The 14,658-nt window shown below is 59.6% G+C and carries 11 protein-coding genes; 7 read left to right on the top strand and 4 right to left on the bottom strand.

Translation table 11 applies throughout. The features are described from left to right. Positions 1-1,064: 1,064 nt before the first annotated feature. Positions 1,065-4,001 carry an EAL domain-containing protein gene (locus tag ACVIIW_RS13400; protein ID WP_456701184.1) on the bottom strand — a complete coding sequence of 979 codons (2,937 nt, stop codon included), beginning with the start codon at positions 3,999-4,001 and terminating at the stop codon, positions 1,065-1,067. 211 nt (positions 4,002-4,212) lie between these two features. On the opposite strand from ACVIIW_RS13400, the gene ACVIIW_RS13395 reads away from it, so the two are divergent. Further along, positions 4,213-4,569, top strand: coding sequence for a methylamine utilization protein (locus ACVIIW_RS13395; RefSeq protein ID WP_456701183.1), 357 nt, complete (start codon positions 4,213-4,215; stop codon positions 4,567-4,569). A 2-nt stretch (positions 4,570-4,571) separates the two neighbouring features. On the opposite strand, the gene ACVIIW_RS13390 is transcribed toward ACVIIW_RS13395, so the two are convergent. Beyond that, positions 4,572-5,579 carry a hypothetical protein gene (locus tag ACVIIW_RS13390; protein ID WP_456705145.1) on the bottom strand — a complete coding sequence of 336 codons (1,008 nt, stop codon included), beginning with the start codon at positions 5,577-5,579 and terminating at the stop codon, positions 4,572-4,574. A gap of 293 nt (positions 5,580-5,872) precedes the next feature. Between ACVIIW_RS13390 and ACVIIW_RS13385 the strand changes: the two genes are divergently transcribed. Next, a complete protein-coding gene (locus tag ACVIIW_RS13385) occupies positions 5,873-6,034 on the top strand; it encodes a hypothetical protein (protein ID WP_456701182.1) in 162 nt (53 codons plus the stop codon). Positions 6,035-6,081: 47 nt separating this feature from the next. Here ACVIIW_RS13385 and ACVIIW_RS13380 read toward each other — a convergent pair whose 3' ends face one another. After that, positions 6,082-7,089 (bottom strand): cytochrome-c peroxidase, encoded by a 1,008-nt coding sequence (locus ACVIIW_RS13380; RefSeq protein ID WP_456701181.1) that lies wholly within the window; start codon positions 7,087-7,089, stop codon positions 6,082-6,084. Positions 7,090-8,096: 1,007 nt separating this feature from the next. Here ACVIIW_RS13380 and ACVIIW_RS13375 point away from each other — a divergent pair. Together ACVIIW_RS13375 and ACVIIW_RS13370 are read left to right on the top strand one after the other, a co-directional pair. After that, entirely contained in the window at positions 8,097-9,497 is a 1,401-nt protein-coding gene (locus ACVIIW_RS13375; RefSeq protein WP_456701180.1) for an invasion associated locus B family protein, read from the top strand. Positions 9,498-10,023: 526 nt separating this feature from the next. After that, on the top strand, positions 10,024-10,698 hold the full coding sequence (locus ACVIIW_RS13370; protein WP_456701179.1) for a Crp/Fnr family transcriptional regulator: 675 nt from the start codon (positions 10,024-10,026) through the stop codon (positions 10,696-10,698). Between the two features lie 52 nt (positions 10,699-10,750). On the opposite strand, the gene ACVIIW_RS13365 is transcribed toward ACVIIW_RS13370, so the two are convergent. Beyond that, the gene (locus ACVIIW_RS13365; RefSeq protein WP_456701178.1) at positions 10,751-11,374 is read right to left on the bottom strand and encodes a c-type cytochrome; all 624 of its coding nucleotides are present in this window, start codon (positions 11,372-11,374) and stop codon (positions 10,751-10,753) included. A gap of 302 nt (positions 11,375-11,676) precedes the next feature. On the opposite strand from ACVIIW_RS13365, the gene ACVIIW_RS13360 reads away from it, so the two are divergent. From ACVIIW_RS13360 to ACVIIW_RS13350, 3 genes are all read left to right on the top strand, one after another. After that, positions 11,677-13,167, top strand: coding sequence for a cytochrome C (locus tag ACVIIW_RS13360; protein ID WP_456701177.1), 1,491 nt, complete (start codon positions 11,677-11,679; stop codon positions 13,165-13,167). Between the two features lie 25 nt (positions 13,168-13,192). Then, entirely contained in the window at positions 13,193-13,963 is a 771-nt protein-coding gene (locus ACVIIW_RS13355) for an outer membrane protein (protein WP_456701176.1), read from the top strand. 72 nt (positions 13,964-14,035) lie between these two features. Next, positions 14,036-14,626, top strand: a complete 591-nt coding sequence (locus ACVIIW_RS13350; protein ID WP_456701175.1) for a c-type cytochrome — start codon at positions 14,036-14,038, stop codon at positions 14,624-14,626. The last annotated feature ends 32 nt before the right edge of the window (positions 14,627-14,658 follow it).

Here is a 14,658-nt window from a genome sequence, read left to right as displayed (position 1 = left end):
CCTGGTCGTAATCGGGCGCGTCCGCTTTGCTCTCGGAAGGCGACATGTTGGAGGATCTGGGTTTCTCCTTCACCTAGGCGAATGCGCCTCCTCTCTTGGTCTGCCACTATCGCCAAAGCTCCAGAACGGCGGCAATGATGGACCTGGCCAAACGAGTATTTGTCGGTATTGTCGTAGCAGGCTTTGCGAGTTTACTTGTGTTAAGTCCCTATGCTGATGATGCGGGGCAATTAGGAACGTTTGGTCCAAACGCGTCTTTCGCTGATTTTTGGCGTCTATAACGCAGATCAAGCAATTGAGTTGGAGCGGCAGTTTCGTCAGCACCAGTAGGAACGCGGCGAGATGGGAGAGGTTGGCTCTACAATTGATGCGTCCCTCCCAGACTTGGCCCCCACCCGGGGGCCTTTTTCTTTGGGACAACCACGCCGCTGATCCCAGGGTCGGCTCACTCATTGGTGGGCCGATTTCTTTGATAGCTAGCTCCGCCGGCGCAAGTGCAATAGTCACGCCGCGCTTAGCCGCCTAGGGCGCCATGCAATTGTCGGACGATCCGATCACGGTGCGCAACGAATTGCAGTTGAGTGGATGGAAACGTTTCTAGCACCGTGCGGGCTAAGATCGTTTCCTGGCCGGCCCGTTCGAGCACTTCCATGCGCTCTTCTTGGTGAGAGGCGAGCCGGCATATTGGCCGCCTCGATCGCGAGCCCCTGCATTGCCGATCAAGACAACTGCTAGGATGCCGAAGGCAAACCGGCGGCCGCTCAATTTCATCTCACCTTAGCCAAAACACGCAAGTTCCAAGCAACCTACATCGCAGCGGCGAAAGTGCAATCCCGCGCGCTCGCTGCTCGTATCGTTTCCGATCTGCGAAAGGCGCCCTCTAGGGCAGCAGACCTGCCTTTGCTTCGGGCAAGTTGATCGACATTGTTCCGACCAATTTCTCACTGGCGAGCCAAGACACGTCGAACCGGCGCCCCGGCGCGCCGCACCAACAAGCCGAGCTCCATGGCACACCAGCTCACTTGGCAAGTTCGCCCAGGGCCGACGCTCGCAGTCTCTAAGTCCTAGCTGGCTCTCGCCCTGCTCCATTCACTCCGCTTTAGGGCTTTCCGCAACGTCAGGATGGTTGATGCGAGTTCGGTTGCTGGGACCGGACGGCTGAATAGGAACCCTTGCGCCTCGTTGCATCCTTCCGCCTTCATTTCGTTCAGCTGCTCAACCGTCTCGACGCCCTCTGCGGTTGTTGTCATGCCGAGGCTTCTTGCGAGGCTGGTGATGGCTCTCACGATCAATTTCGATCCCTTTGTTGCCGTTGCGTCACGGACAAAGGACTGATCAATCTTGATCTTGTCAAAGGGGAAACTGCGGAGATAACTCAGAGACGAATAGCCCGTCCCGAAATCGTCCAGGGCGATGCGCAGCCCACGCGCCTTCAGCTCGTGCAGCATCGCGATAGTTTCAGAGTTGTTGCCGAGCAGAACCGATTCGGTGATTTCAAGTTCGAGCCGGTGCGGCGCCAGCCCCGACGTGGCTAATGCGTCGGCGATGACGTTCGTCAAACCCGGGTCCCGAAATTGGGTCGGCGAGACGTTGACCGCAACTTTGAACTCGTTCGGCCAACTGGCCGCCTGCTCGCAGGCTCGATTCAGCACCCACTCCCCCAATGGAGCGATCAGACCAATTTCCTCCGCGAGCGGGATGAATTGGTCAGGGGGAACCAGTCCGCGCGTCGGATGCTGCCAGCGCAACAATGCCTCGAAGCCGCTGATCCGGTCCGTGCGCAGGTTATAAACCGGCTGGTAGAACAGAACGAACTCATCCTTCTCCATTGCCTCGCGAAGGTCGATTTCGAGCGCTCGGCGGTTTTGCGCAGTGACGTCCATCGCGGGCTCGAAGAAGCGCCATCTTCCCCTGCCGTCCATCTTGGACCGGTACAGCGCCAGATCTGCGTTCTTCAGTAGCGTCTCGCGTGTCGTGCCGTCACATGGCGCCAGGCAGATTCCGATGCTGCAGCCGACATTAACGCGATGGCCCTTCAAGTCATACGGAGCACCGACGCGCTCCACGATCCGCTGGGCAAGGCGCTCGGTTTCTTCCGCTGTCCGAACTTCCGCCTGGATGATCGCGAACTCGTCGCCTCCCAAGCGCGCTACGGTATCAACCTCTCGGACGCAGGCCTCCAATCGTTCTGCGACCGCGCAAAGCAGCCCATCGCCGACCGGGTGTCCCAACGTATCATTGATCTGTTTGAAATTATCCAGATCGATGCAGAACACGGCGAAGTCGCCGCCCGGGCCGGTGTCTGCGAGGGCCTGCTCGATCCGCTCGGCAAACAGAGACCGGTTTGGCAGCCTGGTCAAAGCATCATGCCGCGCCATGAACGCGATTTGCGATTGAGCCCTGTGCTGTTCGGTCACGTCTTCACAGCTGATCAGCCAGCCGCCGTCGGGTGTAGAGCGGCGGGCGATCGACACGACACGTCCATCGCTGAGGTTCTGGAGGTAATTGCCGCTCTTGCGCCGAGCCAGGAACTCCTCGCACTCAGCCAGAAGATCGGCCACCGTTTGGCTGCCATGATTGCCGGCGGCAACACTTAAACGGAGGACGTCTTCGAACGTCATTCCCGGTCGCACGAGCTCGGGCGAAATATCGAAGATCTCACAGAAGCGACGGTTGACGACCTGCAGCCGTCCCTCGTTGCCATAGAGGCAGAGCCCTTGCGACATATGGGTGAGCGCCGCGTCTAGTCTCAGATTCGTGGCGTGCAGTTCGGCCTTCTGCTGCTTTAACCCGGTGATATCGCTGTAGACGAGCATGACGCCGCCTTCTTGCGTCAAGCTGCGGCTGACCCGGAGCCACCTCCCGTCCGGAAGCTGCGCTTCGGCTTCCATGCCCTCACTATCACCTGGGATGTCCCTGTGAACGAGGCTCAATGAGCTGCTGCCCCCAGTCGACATGCGGCTCCGCCAGGGATCCGGATGAACCAGTTGAGGCGAGCAGCGAATGAATTCACTGGCCCTGGAGTTGGCTAAGGCGATCTCGCCATCCCCGTCCAGGAGCACAACCCCCTCACGGGAGTTCTCGAGTGCATCGGACAGCCGCGCCTGGGCCGAACGTCGCTGGGCCACCTCTCGATCGACCATCGATCTGATATTGTCCCGCATCCTTCCCATTGCGCTCAGGAGAGTACCCAACTCGTCCCCGCCGCCTTTCGGAATGTCCGTGTTCAAATCGCCATCGGCAATGCTCGTTGCAGCTTTAGAGGCGATCGCCACTGGGCCGATGATCCGGCGTACCAAAATCCACGAAAACAGCGCGGACAGCAAAAGCGCAAGCGCCAGCCCCGCGATATTGACCTCGAGATCCCGTTTGATGGCGGCCAGGGCACGCTGACGAAATAGAAAGCCATCACCGGCGGTGTAGTTGACAAGCAGTTCGATCTGCTGATTCACAGTCTTGGAGTACTGGTCGAGTTCGACATCCTGCGCATTGCTCGACGCGCGCTCGTCTATTGTTGATTGGATTGGCCGATGAAGCGCGATCCAGGCGCTAGCCGCCTCCTGGACCTTGGCGGCTGCCTTTTCAGCTCGCGCCGATTGCGAGCGTTCCGCGGCGATCGTGACATCTTCCGAAAGCGACTTCGCAAGCGCGCCGATCTCCGCGTCAAGTCGAGCACGGATCGAGGGATCTTTTGTGAGCAGGCGTTGTGCCGATGCCACACGCATTGCCGCGAAGTCAGCGCCAGCCGCGCGCGCATAGTTGATCGACATCAGCGACTCGTCGAACGTTCTGGTAACAAAGTCGCCGGCATGCCGAATGCCAAGCGTGGCATAGCCTCCCAGGGCTGCGGCTACCGCGCTCATCGCGAGACAAAAGGTCCAGATTCCGACTCGGATCGAACCTCGCAAGGCGAGGAGATTCGACAGGCAGCCGACCATGGACCGAAGCGTCCCGGGGACCGCTCGCGTTTGACGCGCAATTCTGTCGATGAAAAGACTCATCGCCATGTCTTTCGCTGCAAAAAACTTATCGCAAACACGCCGCGCGGACGCAGCCTCGCTGCCTCCGCCTCAAATTTCCCTAGTAATGACCGGAAGGGATGCGGAAATCGTTAAGATCAAGCTGTAATAAGTATAGGAGTAGTTGCGCGGCCGGGAATCCGAGCCGGTTCGATTTTTTGGTAAACTTGAGGTTTTCAGCGGGGCTAAATTGATGGCAAGGCTGGTACCATTCCGCGCGGGGAAGTTCGGTCTCGGGGTCACAGCCGCCATCCTTGGCGGGCTCATCACCGGAGTTGCGCTAGGCGCAAATCCCTACATGATCTCGCAAAGGGACCGCGAGTTCAGGCCGCGAGAGATCATCGTCAAGCGTGGTGAGACCTTGCGGTTTGTTAACGACGACGGCGAGCTCTTGCATCACGCCTATTTGAGCTCGGAGACCTTTAACTTCGACAGCGGTGATCAGCAGCCGGGCAGCCAATTCGATGTCGTATTTTCCGTGCCCGGTGACTACACGGTGCTGTGCGGCATTCATCCCAAGATGAAACTCGGCGTGCACGTCACAAAGTAGGCCTAAAGGATCGTAGTGTTGAAGATCGCGGCGTGGCCGACGTAGTACGTGAACAGTGTAATCGTCAGTGCAGCACACAGGCCGGCAGGAGCGAGCCACGGAGCACGATAGTCGGCCGCGATCGGCCGATTGTCGGAAAGAATTGCGACGAGAACGACGATAATCGCCGAGTGACCAATCACATCCAGCTTGCCGAATTCGAAGCATGCGCCGATAAACATTCCAAGCAGCATGGCCGCCGCGACACGCCGGACCAACGGCGTCCAAGCCAGCGCAAAGGCGAGCGTGAATTCGACCATTCCCGCGGCCCGCATGTAGAACTCATTATTGAAGCCGAGTGTGATGCCGGGGTGCTCGATCAGGAGCGGAAAGCTCCACTCCGGATAAGCCCACTTCTCCACAGATGCCCACATCAAGGTGACAGCGGTCGCATAACGCACGACGTCCAGGGGCGGAATGCCCAACAGATTCTTTTGCAAGCCGGTGAGAGCCAAATAGCCGGCAAGGCCGAGAAAAATTGGATAATCGGCCAGATGGAACGTGCCGTAGTCGCGCACAGCCAGCCCGAACAACACCACGATTCCGGCGGCCGAGAGCGGCAGCGTGCGGCGCGATAGCATTCCGGCTGCGATGGCGAGTTGCAAAATCCCCACCTCGGGCGATGTGGTTTTCAATTCGGGAGTCAGGATGATACCGCCGATCGCCCAGAGCGAGATAAAGAAAAAGCCACAGACCGCACGAATCATCACTTCGGTGTGCAGCCGCAGGCCTTCCGTGAAACGGTTAAGGGGGCGGACCATCAGCTCTCCCAACGACGTGCGCTCCGCGACGCAGCCGGAAAAGAACCAGAGCAGGGCAAGTCCGAGGAGCAGCTCAAAATCTTGACACAGCACGTTCTCGAGGCCCCGCGGCTGGCCGGCGGCATCATACGCGCAGAACCATTTGACGTGGGCGCTCGCAGCACCGGTCCCGAGAATCCAGATGGCAAATCCAACGACCGACTTCGACAGCAAGGAAACGGCTCGCGACGCCGCTAGGGCGTCTCGTCGCTGAGAACTGAACATTTCAAAAATCCGCCCACTTGGGAGGGGACAGCTTTAACGATTTGTTCACCTTACCATAAATTTTAAGCTTTGGGATCTCCGTGGCAGCCCTTGGTGGTTTGGTGGTTAATGAGGCGCAGCCGGCCCGATCAGAGTCCAGAACTCCCGCCAGTCCTTTCAAATTTTACAGGTTTCGAGGACGAGCCCTCAATTCCGCTGCCGTATTAACGCACCAGACAAATGGCTGGATGGAGCAGTCCATGTTCAGAGAACCAGGACCGGCGCGTGCGACAGTAGCCTCGCTGCTTGTCCGTGGCGCAAAGCGCTTTGCGGTGCGCAGCGAAACTCTGGAAGTCGTGAAGGGCGCCGTTCTGGTCCTCGGCTTTGGCCTACTCGGATCGGCATTGCCGCACCTTTACTGAGCCCTCCGCGCAAACGCGATCAGAAGGCCCCTCAGCGCGGAGGTCGGTCACAGGCCTCGACGGGGCGCCGCAGTAAGCGTCTGAAGAAAGGCGAGCAAGTCCGCCTTTTCGCTCGTCGTTAGAAACAAAGGCCTGATCGACGGCGATCTGCTTGGACGGTCGATGCCACCCCGGTCATACAGCTCGATGACTTCTTCGAGCGTCGCGACAGATCCGTCATGCATGTACGGCGCGCGCTGCGCGACATTGCGCAAAGTCGGCGTCTTGAACGCATATCGCAGCTTTTGCGAGCTCGGAAATAGCCGGCCGCGGCCAATATCGCTGTCTCTCGCTGTGCCGATATCCTGAAACGATCCATCCGTAAAAGACGGTCCGCTGTGGCAGTTTGCGCAACGCGCTTTGCCGTTGAAGATCTCAAACCCACGCCTGGCCCCGGCGCTGATCGCGATTTCGTCGCCCATGATCCAGCGATCAAACGGGGACTCCCCGGCGACGATCGTACGTTGAAAGGTCGCCAAGGCAGCTTCGATCCTGGAACGCGTGATCGCACCATCGCCGTACGCACTCGCGAACGCCTCTGCATAGCCCGTCGTGGCAGAGAGCCGGTCGATCAGTTCCGATTCGGTCAGATTCATGTTGGCTCGCCCCGTGATCGGACCAAACGTGACGGATTCGAGATCCTTGAACTTTCCGTCCCAACCCAGCGGCTCGGTGAACGCCACATCGATCAGAGTGGGTGCGCGAAGCGGCAGGCCTTTCGGGTCCTCCCCAACTGCGCGCGCGAGGCCATCTCCCCAAGACAGCGAGGGATTGTGGCAAGTCGCGCATGACACGGTGCGAGACCTCGACAGCAGCGGATCGAAGAACAACATCTTCCCAAGAGCCGCTTTTTGCGCCGAGTAAGGATTCCCATCAGGAAAGGGAATCGCCACCGGCCGACGGTAGCTGGCGCGGATCTCCGCCGCTTCGCTTGATGTCTCCGCCGCCGTCGAGCCAAAGCGCTGCCCCAGCGGTACGAACGCCGCAAGCAAAGCCAGGCTGGCCCAGACTTTCATCGGCTTCCTCAGGAAAATAGCCGCTCATGATATGAACAAGTTGGTCAAGGAAGCCTTAATGGCCGGTTGGCGTCGAAACGCGAGCCTATCGGGAGACCGCCTTCGGGTCATTCGCGTCGATTTAGCACGCCAGCAACTACGTCCGGTCCTCCTGCGACAGCCGAGAAGGCAAAAGTCACGGTTCGACGCTGTGGCCTACATCGCAACCGCCTGCACTTTCGTCCGGCAATATCGGACGCACATCGGCCGCTCTTTGGAACTGCTGCGAACCCCCGCACTTGTCGGCGTAGCACAAGGAAGGTCTCACCATGAGAGTTCGGGTTGGACTGGTCGCACTATGCGTCAGCGCATTTAGCACCCTCGCCTATGCACAGAGCAGCGGTGGCGCCGGCGCCGGCGGTGGTGCCGGTTCGGCAGCGGGGGCGGGCTCGGGCAGCACGGCTGCTGGGTCAATGTCTAATCCTGGATCGGTAAACGGGACCGGGGGGTCGCCGGGACCAAACACGAGCAACGCCCTCAGTCACGGAACGACAGGAAGTCGGCTCGGCAATACCGCTAACGAACGAAAAAATTCTGGCTCATCATCGGCGGCCAGTGGCTTTGTCAACGACAGTACAATGAACAACGCCGTTCAGGATTTGGGCAACGCAAAAACCGGCATCATACCCGGGCACTGAGCGCGCAGAACTCCTATTCCCATATTCCGGGCAGCGCATCGCCCGCGAACACGGCTGTCGCATGCCTGATCGAAATTCCGGCGCGTCTGCTTTGCTCTCTCGGAAGCCGACATTGAAGCGGCAGTGGCCAATGTCTGTTGGGGGCCGGAAACGACCAATCAACAAGACCTAGAATTCCGACCTTGTACCCGCCGCTGCGGTGGCAGCCGCAGGTCAGGTTTGATCTACGTCAAGAAGCTCGTTTCACCAGATACTTAGCCTCCGAACATGCGGAGCAAGGAGCGAACGCCTGCTCCGGATCTTTCCCCTTCGCTAGGAAAGAACAAGAAGATGCTGAAGCGCCTTCTAATTCCCCTGATTTTGCTGGCATTTCTGCCGACCCTTCGGTCCCCGGCCCTGGCGGAAGACGTTGCTGGGTCGCGAAGAATCCAAGAGGAAATTTGGGCATTGCCATTCCCACTACCGGTGCTTGCCTTCGTGGTGAAGCCGGTTGGCGAAGGCCCGTTCCCCCTCGTGATCATGAACCATGGAATTAGTTTGGGTGCTCAGGAACGAACGATGTTCCCGACCGTCGAATACCGGGAAGCCGCACGGTGGTTTGCAAACCAGGGATATTTCGTCATCTCGCCCGTACGATATGGCGCCAGCAGCCTCGATAACAAAGATCGAGGGATTTATGGCTCCGTATTTGCTCATGTCGGCAGCTGCGATAACCCGAACTTCCGTGGTCCAGGCCTTGCCATCGCCACTCTGAACCAGTGGATCATCGACAATATCAGCAGAAGAAAATACATTCAGCCCGGCAAGGTCGTCGTCGTGGGGCAGTCCGGCGGCGGATGGGGATCAATCGCCCTTGCCAGCCTCAATCCCTCACCTGTTCAGGCAATCATTACCTTCGCGGCGGGACGCGGAGGTAGAGTGGACGGTAAGCCAAACAACAATTGTGCCCCCGACAAACTCGTCGATGCCACAGCTGAATTCGGTCGAACGGCGCGAATTCCGATGCTGTGGATCTACACGGAAAACGACACTTATTTCGGGCCGGCGCTGACGAAGCGGATGTATGACGCATTCGTAGCGGCCGGTGGAAATGTGGAGTATCGCATGCTGCCGGCGTTCGGAAACGACGGTCATTTCATGATCGATTCGCCCGACGCGGTGCCGATTTGGTCTCCGCTCGTCGCCCAGTTTCTCGACAAGCATTCAGCCACCAGCGACGTCCAACCCCGGACGAGCAGCAATACTTCGGCTGAGGGGCCGGCCAAGCCTCCTAGCGTGCGCATCCCTCAGACAATTGAGTATTCGGAGTGGCAAAAGCTTTGCTTTGACTCGTCTGATGGCACTTCGATCTGTCGAACGACAAAGACCGGAACCGACGAGGACAATCAAGTCGTGGTGCGCGTCGACCTCATTCAGCGGGCTGACGGTCCGGCCCGCTTGCAGTTGTTCGTTCCACAAGGAGCGAACCTGCAGCGCGGAGTCAACGTGGCGGTAGATCAGGGACGAGCCAGCCAAATTCCGTTCACTTGGTGCCTCACCAACATCTGTATCGCAGCCGATGCGGTGAAACCGGATCTGATAGCGGAGCTGGAATCCGGCAAGAACCTGAAGCTCGGACTTAGCGACCTGAACTCGTCAACCGTTGCGTTGACGCTATCGCTCGATCAATTTGCAACCGCGCGCAAGGGAGCGCCGACGCAAACTTTCGACTTCGGCATGGATGAAGAGTGAGGGGCAACACGCCATCACGGCTTTCGTTCGCGAAAACCGCCACTTCCGCTCCGGGTCAAAAATCGGCGGTCTGGCCCACCGCCCGGCGCTTCCGGTTTTCCACCCGACAGCCGACACTTGGACGAACTTCGAGAATGGCAGCATCGGGCACAAAGCACAAAGTCGCTGCGCTGCAGCCCGCTGCGCGGGGGCAAGAGGCGAGAGAGCGTAGTCGGTTGAGAGGATCCCAATAGCCGTTGGAGAGCCCCGTCCTGAGGAGTGCGTCAGCGTCTGATCGAAGATATGGCTGCGCGCAAGCTCAACCCGCACACGCAACGCAGTCACATCCAAAGCTGCAAGCGGTTTGCCGCCTGGCTCAAGCGGGTCGCCCGATACGGCGACCGCCGACGAGGTGCGTTAGTGCGCAAACTGAAATCAGGAAAGCCTCGCAATTGCAGATAGATCGGCCTTGATCTGTCGCAACGCGCGCGCTTGCCAACAGTCTATCAATGGCTGTGCAAGATTTCAGGGTTGGTAAGTGCATGCCATGTCTGATGCACCGCTCGATAGAACGACCAAAGCGCCGTTCGATCCTAAGGCATTCCTCAGCAAGCCCGCCGCCGGCGTGACGCTGGAGCGATTTGAAGCCGGCTGGCAGATTTGTACCCAGGGTGAGCCCGCCGACACTGTTGGCTACATCCGCAGGGGGCGGGTCAAGGTTACGACGCTTTCGAACCGGGGCAAGGAGGCTATCGTTGGGATCATCGGGCAGGGACAGTTCTTCGGTGAAACCAGCTTGGGCAGCGCGAACCTCCGGACCGCAACCGTCGTGGCGCTGGAAGACTGCCTAATCACCTCGGTGACGAACGAAGTGATGCTGTCGACCCTAAGTGCTGAGCCGGAGTTCTCAAAATTCTTCATGGCGCATCTTCTGTCGCGCAATACGCGGCTCGAGGAGGACTTGGGTGACCAGTTGCTGAACCTGAGCGAAAAGCGGCTTGCGCGGCTTTTGCTGGTCCTTGCCGAGCAGGGAGAAGACGGTGGAAGACCGAATGAGATTAACCTCAGCCAGGAAGCGCTCGCGGAGATGGTCGGCACGACCCGATCCAGAATCAGCACCTTCATGAACAAGTTTCGCGAGCAGGGATACATCAGCTACGACAGCCACGGTCGAAAGATTCAAGTCTACACCGCACTCCTCGTCTCGGTGTTGGGAGTCTAGCCGGTCGCGTGATCAATCATACCGGCGCGAGCCGCGCACGCTACGGGCCGACCTATTCCAGATAACTGAGATAGGCTGCGACGGCTTTGATCTGCACTTCCGTGAGATTGTGGGCGATCGGTTGCATGATCGCCGAATTGTCCGGGTTGGCCTTGTCCTGGCCGCGCTCCTTGTCCCAGTTCGTCAGCTTTCTGATCATGTAGTCGTGGAGCTGGCCCGCCAGGCGCGGAAACGCATCGGCGCCCTTGGCGTCCGGTCCGTGGCAGGATGCGCATGGCGGGACCTCGGCGGCAGGAACGCCCTCGTCATAGATTTTCTTTCCGACAGCCAGCTGGTCCCTCGGTGCGCCCCCCAATGGCTTCGGGTTGAGGTCCTTGAAATAGGTTGAAAGGGCTGTGAGCATCGCCGGGGTCAGGACATGCGACACCTGGAACATCACCGGATTGGTTCGCCTGCGTTCGATGAAGGCCTGCAATTGATTCTTTACGTACTCCGGCTGTTGCCCCGCCAATCGCGGCATCGGAAAGGATCCCCGGAAACCTTGTCCCGATAGGCCGTGACACGTCTTGCAGTAGTCAGTCTTGGCCCTAAGCTCCTGCGCAGGGACGGAGGTATCCTTTTCCTGTGCAAGGCTCGGCGCGGAGACGCCAGTCATCAGGAATGCCGCCAGCAGCATCGGCCTCAGTTCATGGAGCTTCATAATGTCCCCCGATGATAGTAGTTGTGCAACTTGCAAAATTGTCCGCGATAAGCGTGGTGGGCATCGTTGCTTTGTTTACGCCTAATCCATGTTGCTAAAACGTCTCACACCATCGAAATCAAAATCGCTGTTCTGTTTTGAACAGTCGCTTCGAGCTGGCCCGGTTTTAGCTCGACGGTGCCTCGATGTTCATGACCGCGCCGGCGGCATGCTGCGAGGGGATGGATGGCGCGATGCGAGCCGAGTGGGGTCGTCTTTTCGAGTCCCGTGCAATCCGGATGCTGTTGGCGGCAGCTGCGCTCGCGTGCTCAGCGATCTGGCTGACGATCGCTTTTGCGCCGCCCGCGCAAGCCTTGCCGAGCTTCGCGCGTCAGACAGGGCAACCTTGCGGTACGTGCCACACCGACTTTCCTGCACTCACCCCCTATGGACGCCGGTTCAAGCTGCTCGGCTATGCGCCGGGTGGAGGGCAATTTCGCACGACGCCGTTTTCATCAAACGACGCGATCAACGCGCGCGCCGAGTACGACAAGCTGCGTGGCTATGTGAAGGCGCCGAATGACAAGCCGGCGGCAAGCGACGACAGCAAGGAATGGGTACCGCCGATCTCGATGATGGCGGTCGTCGGCTTCACTCATACGCAGGCGGATCTGCCGCCGCCGACCGATCCCTACAGCCCGAACAACAACACCGTACTGTCGCCGTTCAGCATGTTCTGGGGCGGCGCGATCACCAGCAATATCGGCGCCTTCGCGCAGGTGACATATAATGCAGTGCCCGCCGGAGGCTTCGGCGATCCGTTCGGACATACCTGGACCTGGGACAACACCGACGTCCGCTTCGCAAATACCGCGATGGTCGGTCCGCTCGACATCGTCTACGGCATCACCGCCAACAACAACCCGACTGTGCAGGATTTGTGGAACACGACGCCGGCATGGTCTTTCCCGTATGTGGCGTCGACGCTTGCTGCCACCCCGACCACAAAAACCGTCGTCGAAGGTGCGCTGGCCGCGCATGTCGGCGGCGTTGGCGCCTACGCGATGATCAACGATCTGCTGTATCTCGAAGTGACGGGCTACAAGACGCTGTCATTCAGCCAGCAGAATGCGCTCGGCACCGATCCGTTCGGCGTCGGCCAACTCAGTGGTATTGCGCCCTATTGGCGTGTCGCGCTTGAGCCGCACTGGGACAGACACACATGGATGATCGGGACGTTCGGCATGTATTCCGAGCTCCATCCCTGGCTCAATACGGCCTTTGGCACCTGGACGACCGCTGTTGACCCCCTGTCGGACAAATTCACCGACATCGGCTTCGACACGCAGTACCAATATCAAGGCGACAATTTCTGGCTGACACTGCGCGGCAGCTATATCCGCGAATACCAGCGGCTCGATTCGAGCTTTGCGAGTTTTGCCGCGGCCAATCCCACCAACCTCGTCAACAGTCTGAAGCTGCAAGGCTCCGTGGCGCTGGGTGCCGACAACCGCGTTGTCCTCACCGGGCAGTACTTCAAGATCTGGGGGACACCCGACATAAGCCTCTATGGTCCTGACCCTCTCAGCGGGCTGGCCCTCACGCCCAATAGCGACGGCTTCCAGGCCGAGATCGCCTACATCCCGTTCGGCGCCAGCAAGATGATCGGCTGGCCCTGGTTCAACGCCCGCGTCGGCCTGCAATACACCTATTACAACAAGTTCAATGGCACTTCGGTTGGTGCCCACGACAACAACACGCTGTTCCTCCACGCCTGGTTCGCGATGTAGGCCAGACCGCACGGGAGATGGTCCGATGAAGAATCTGCTGTTCGCAACCGTCGCAGCGCTGGGGATGACAGTGGCTGGCGCCGCAACGGCCGCCGATTTGGCCGTGGCGCCACCGGCACCCTTCGCGGAGCGCTTCAACTGGACCGGTTGTTACGGGGGTATGCATCTTGGCGGCGGCTTCGCCAAGAAGAACATCGCCGACCCTGTACAGCTGGTACAGGACAACGCGGGTCCGGGCGGCACGGTTGGGGTAACGACCGTCAATCCCGAGCCGAGCGGCGCCGTTATCGGTGGCCAGATCGGGTGCGACTATCAGCTCGCGTCCTCCGCCTTCGTGATCGGCATCGAGGGCAGCGCGTCGGGCTCGACCATGAAACGCAGCAAGGTCGTTGACCTCCCGGCCAGCCCTCCCGATACCGCAATGGTGCAGGCGAATACTGATTTTCTGACCAGCGTGACCGGCCGCGTCGGCTACGCCTTCGACAACGTCCTCCTTTACGGCAAGAGCGGCGTTGCGCTGGCCGGCGACAAGTACGAGGTCAGCGGTTCAATCGGCGGCGTGCCATTTGATTTCCGCGGGCTCGAGAACCGGGTCGGGTGGACCGTGGGTGCGGGCGTGGACTGGGCCTTCACGCGTCACTGGTCCGCAAGCTTCGAATATGACTATTACGGGTTCGGCCGCGGCACCGTGAATATGTTTGATCCGCTCACCGGGACTCAAGGTCCGGTGAGCATCAATCAGACAGTCCAGGTCGTGAAGATCGGGCTGAACTTCCACATGTGGGCGGGTCAATAAATGACCGCGCCTTCTGCACCAGGGCGATCGTCATCGCGGCACGTCGATCGACTGCGTGTGGTTCTGTGCGCCATGGCCCTGACGGTGGTCGGCTCCGTCGCTTCTCACGCACAGGACAGGAGCGGCTTCGAAGCCAAGATCGAATATTGCAAGACCTGCCACGGACTGTCAGCGCAAGGCTACCGCGGATGGTTTCCGATGCCGCGTCTGGCGGGACAGCAGCCGCAATATCTCGAGAATCAGCTCCGCGCCTTCATCGAGCGCCGGCGCACCAATCCCGTGATGCAGAATGTCGCTCACGTGCTGAGTCCGTCGATGGTCTCGGCGCTTGCGGCACAATTAAAGGCTCTCGATCCGAAGCCGATCGGCGGGGCGCCGAGGGCCGCGTCCGCGGTAGGCAAGCGGATCTACGAGGAAGGCCTTCCTGAATCCAACGTGCCGGCCTGCGCCGCCTGCCATGGGAGTGACGGCAAGGGGCAGAACGAAATTCCGCGGCTCGCCGGCCAGCTGTACGAGTACACGGTGGGCCAGCTCACCGGCTGGACGAAAGTGCGCGGCCAGGGATCGGCGGTCGACACTTCCGCGATCATGGCACCAACCGCGCATAATCTGACGCGCTCACAGGTCGAAGCGGTGGCTGCCTATGTGAGCTACATGCAATGAGGGGCGCAAGGCCGAAGGTAGAGAGCAGGCGG

It is taken from the genome of Bradyrhizobium sp. USDA 4449 (assembly GCF_054056275.1).
Note: the sequence above shows the minus strand (reverse complement) of the source record. Positions and strands in the feature narration are given on the sequence as shown.

Bases quoted from the DNA above. Each gene is read 5' to 3' on its own strand.
- ACVIIW_RS13400 (WP_456701184.1), bottom strand. From the start codon at position 4,001: ATGAGTCTTTTCATCGACAGAATTGCGCGTCAAACGCGAGCGGTCCCC.
- ACVIIW_RS13395 (WP_456701183.1), top strand. From the start codon at position 4,213: ATGGCAAGGCTGGTACCATTCCGCGCGGGGAAGTTCGGTCTCGGGGTC.
- ACVIIW_RS13385 (WP_456701182.1), top strand. From the start codon at position 5,873: ATGTTCAGAGAACCAGGACCGGCGCGTGCGACAGTAGCCTCGCTGCTT.
- ACVIIW_RS13380 (WP_456701181.1), bottom strand. From the start codon at position 7,089: ATGAAAGTCTGGGCCAGCCTGGCTTTGCTTGCGGCGTTCGTACCGCTG.
- ACVIIW_RS13375 (WP_456701180.1), top strand. From the start codon at position 8,097: ATGCTGAAGCGCCTTCTAATTCCCCTGATTTTGCTGGCATTTCTGCCG.
- ACVIIW_RS13370 (WP_456701179.1), top strand. From the start codon at position 10,024: ATGTCTGATGCACCGCTCGATAGAACGACCAAAGCGCCGTTCGATCCT.
- ACVIIW_RS13365 (WP_456701178.1), bottom strand. From the start codon at position 11,374: ATGCTGCTGGCGGCATTCCTGATGACTGGCGTCTCCGCGCCGAGCCTT.
- ACVIIW_RS13360 (WP_456701177.1), top strand. From the start codon at position 11,677: ATGCTGTTGGCGGCAGCTGCGCTCGCGTGCTCAGCGATCTGGCTGACG.
- ACVIIW_RS13355 (WP_456701176.1), top strand. From the start codon at position 13,193: ATGAAGAATCTGCTGTTCGCAACCGTCGCAGCGCTGGGGATGACAGTG.
- ACVIIW_RS13350 (WP_456701175.1), top strand. From the start codon at position 14,036: ATGGCCCTGACGGTGGTCGGCTCCGTCGCTTCTCACGCACAGGACAGG.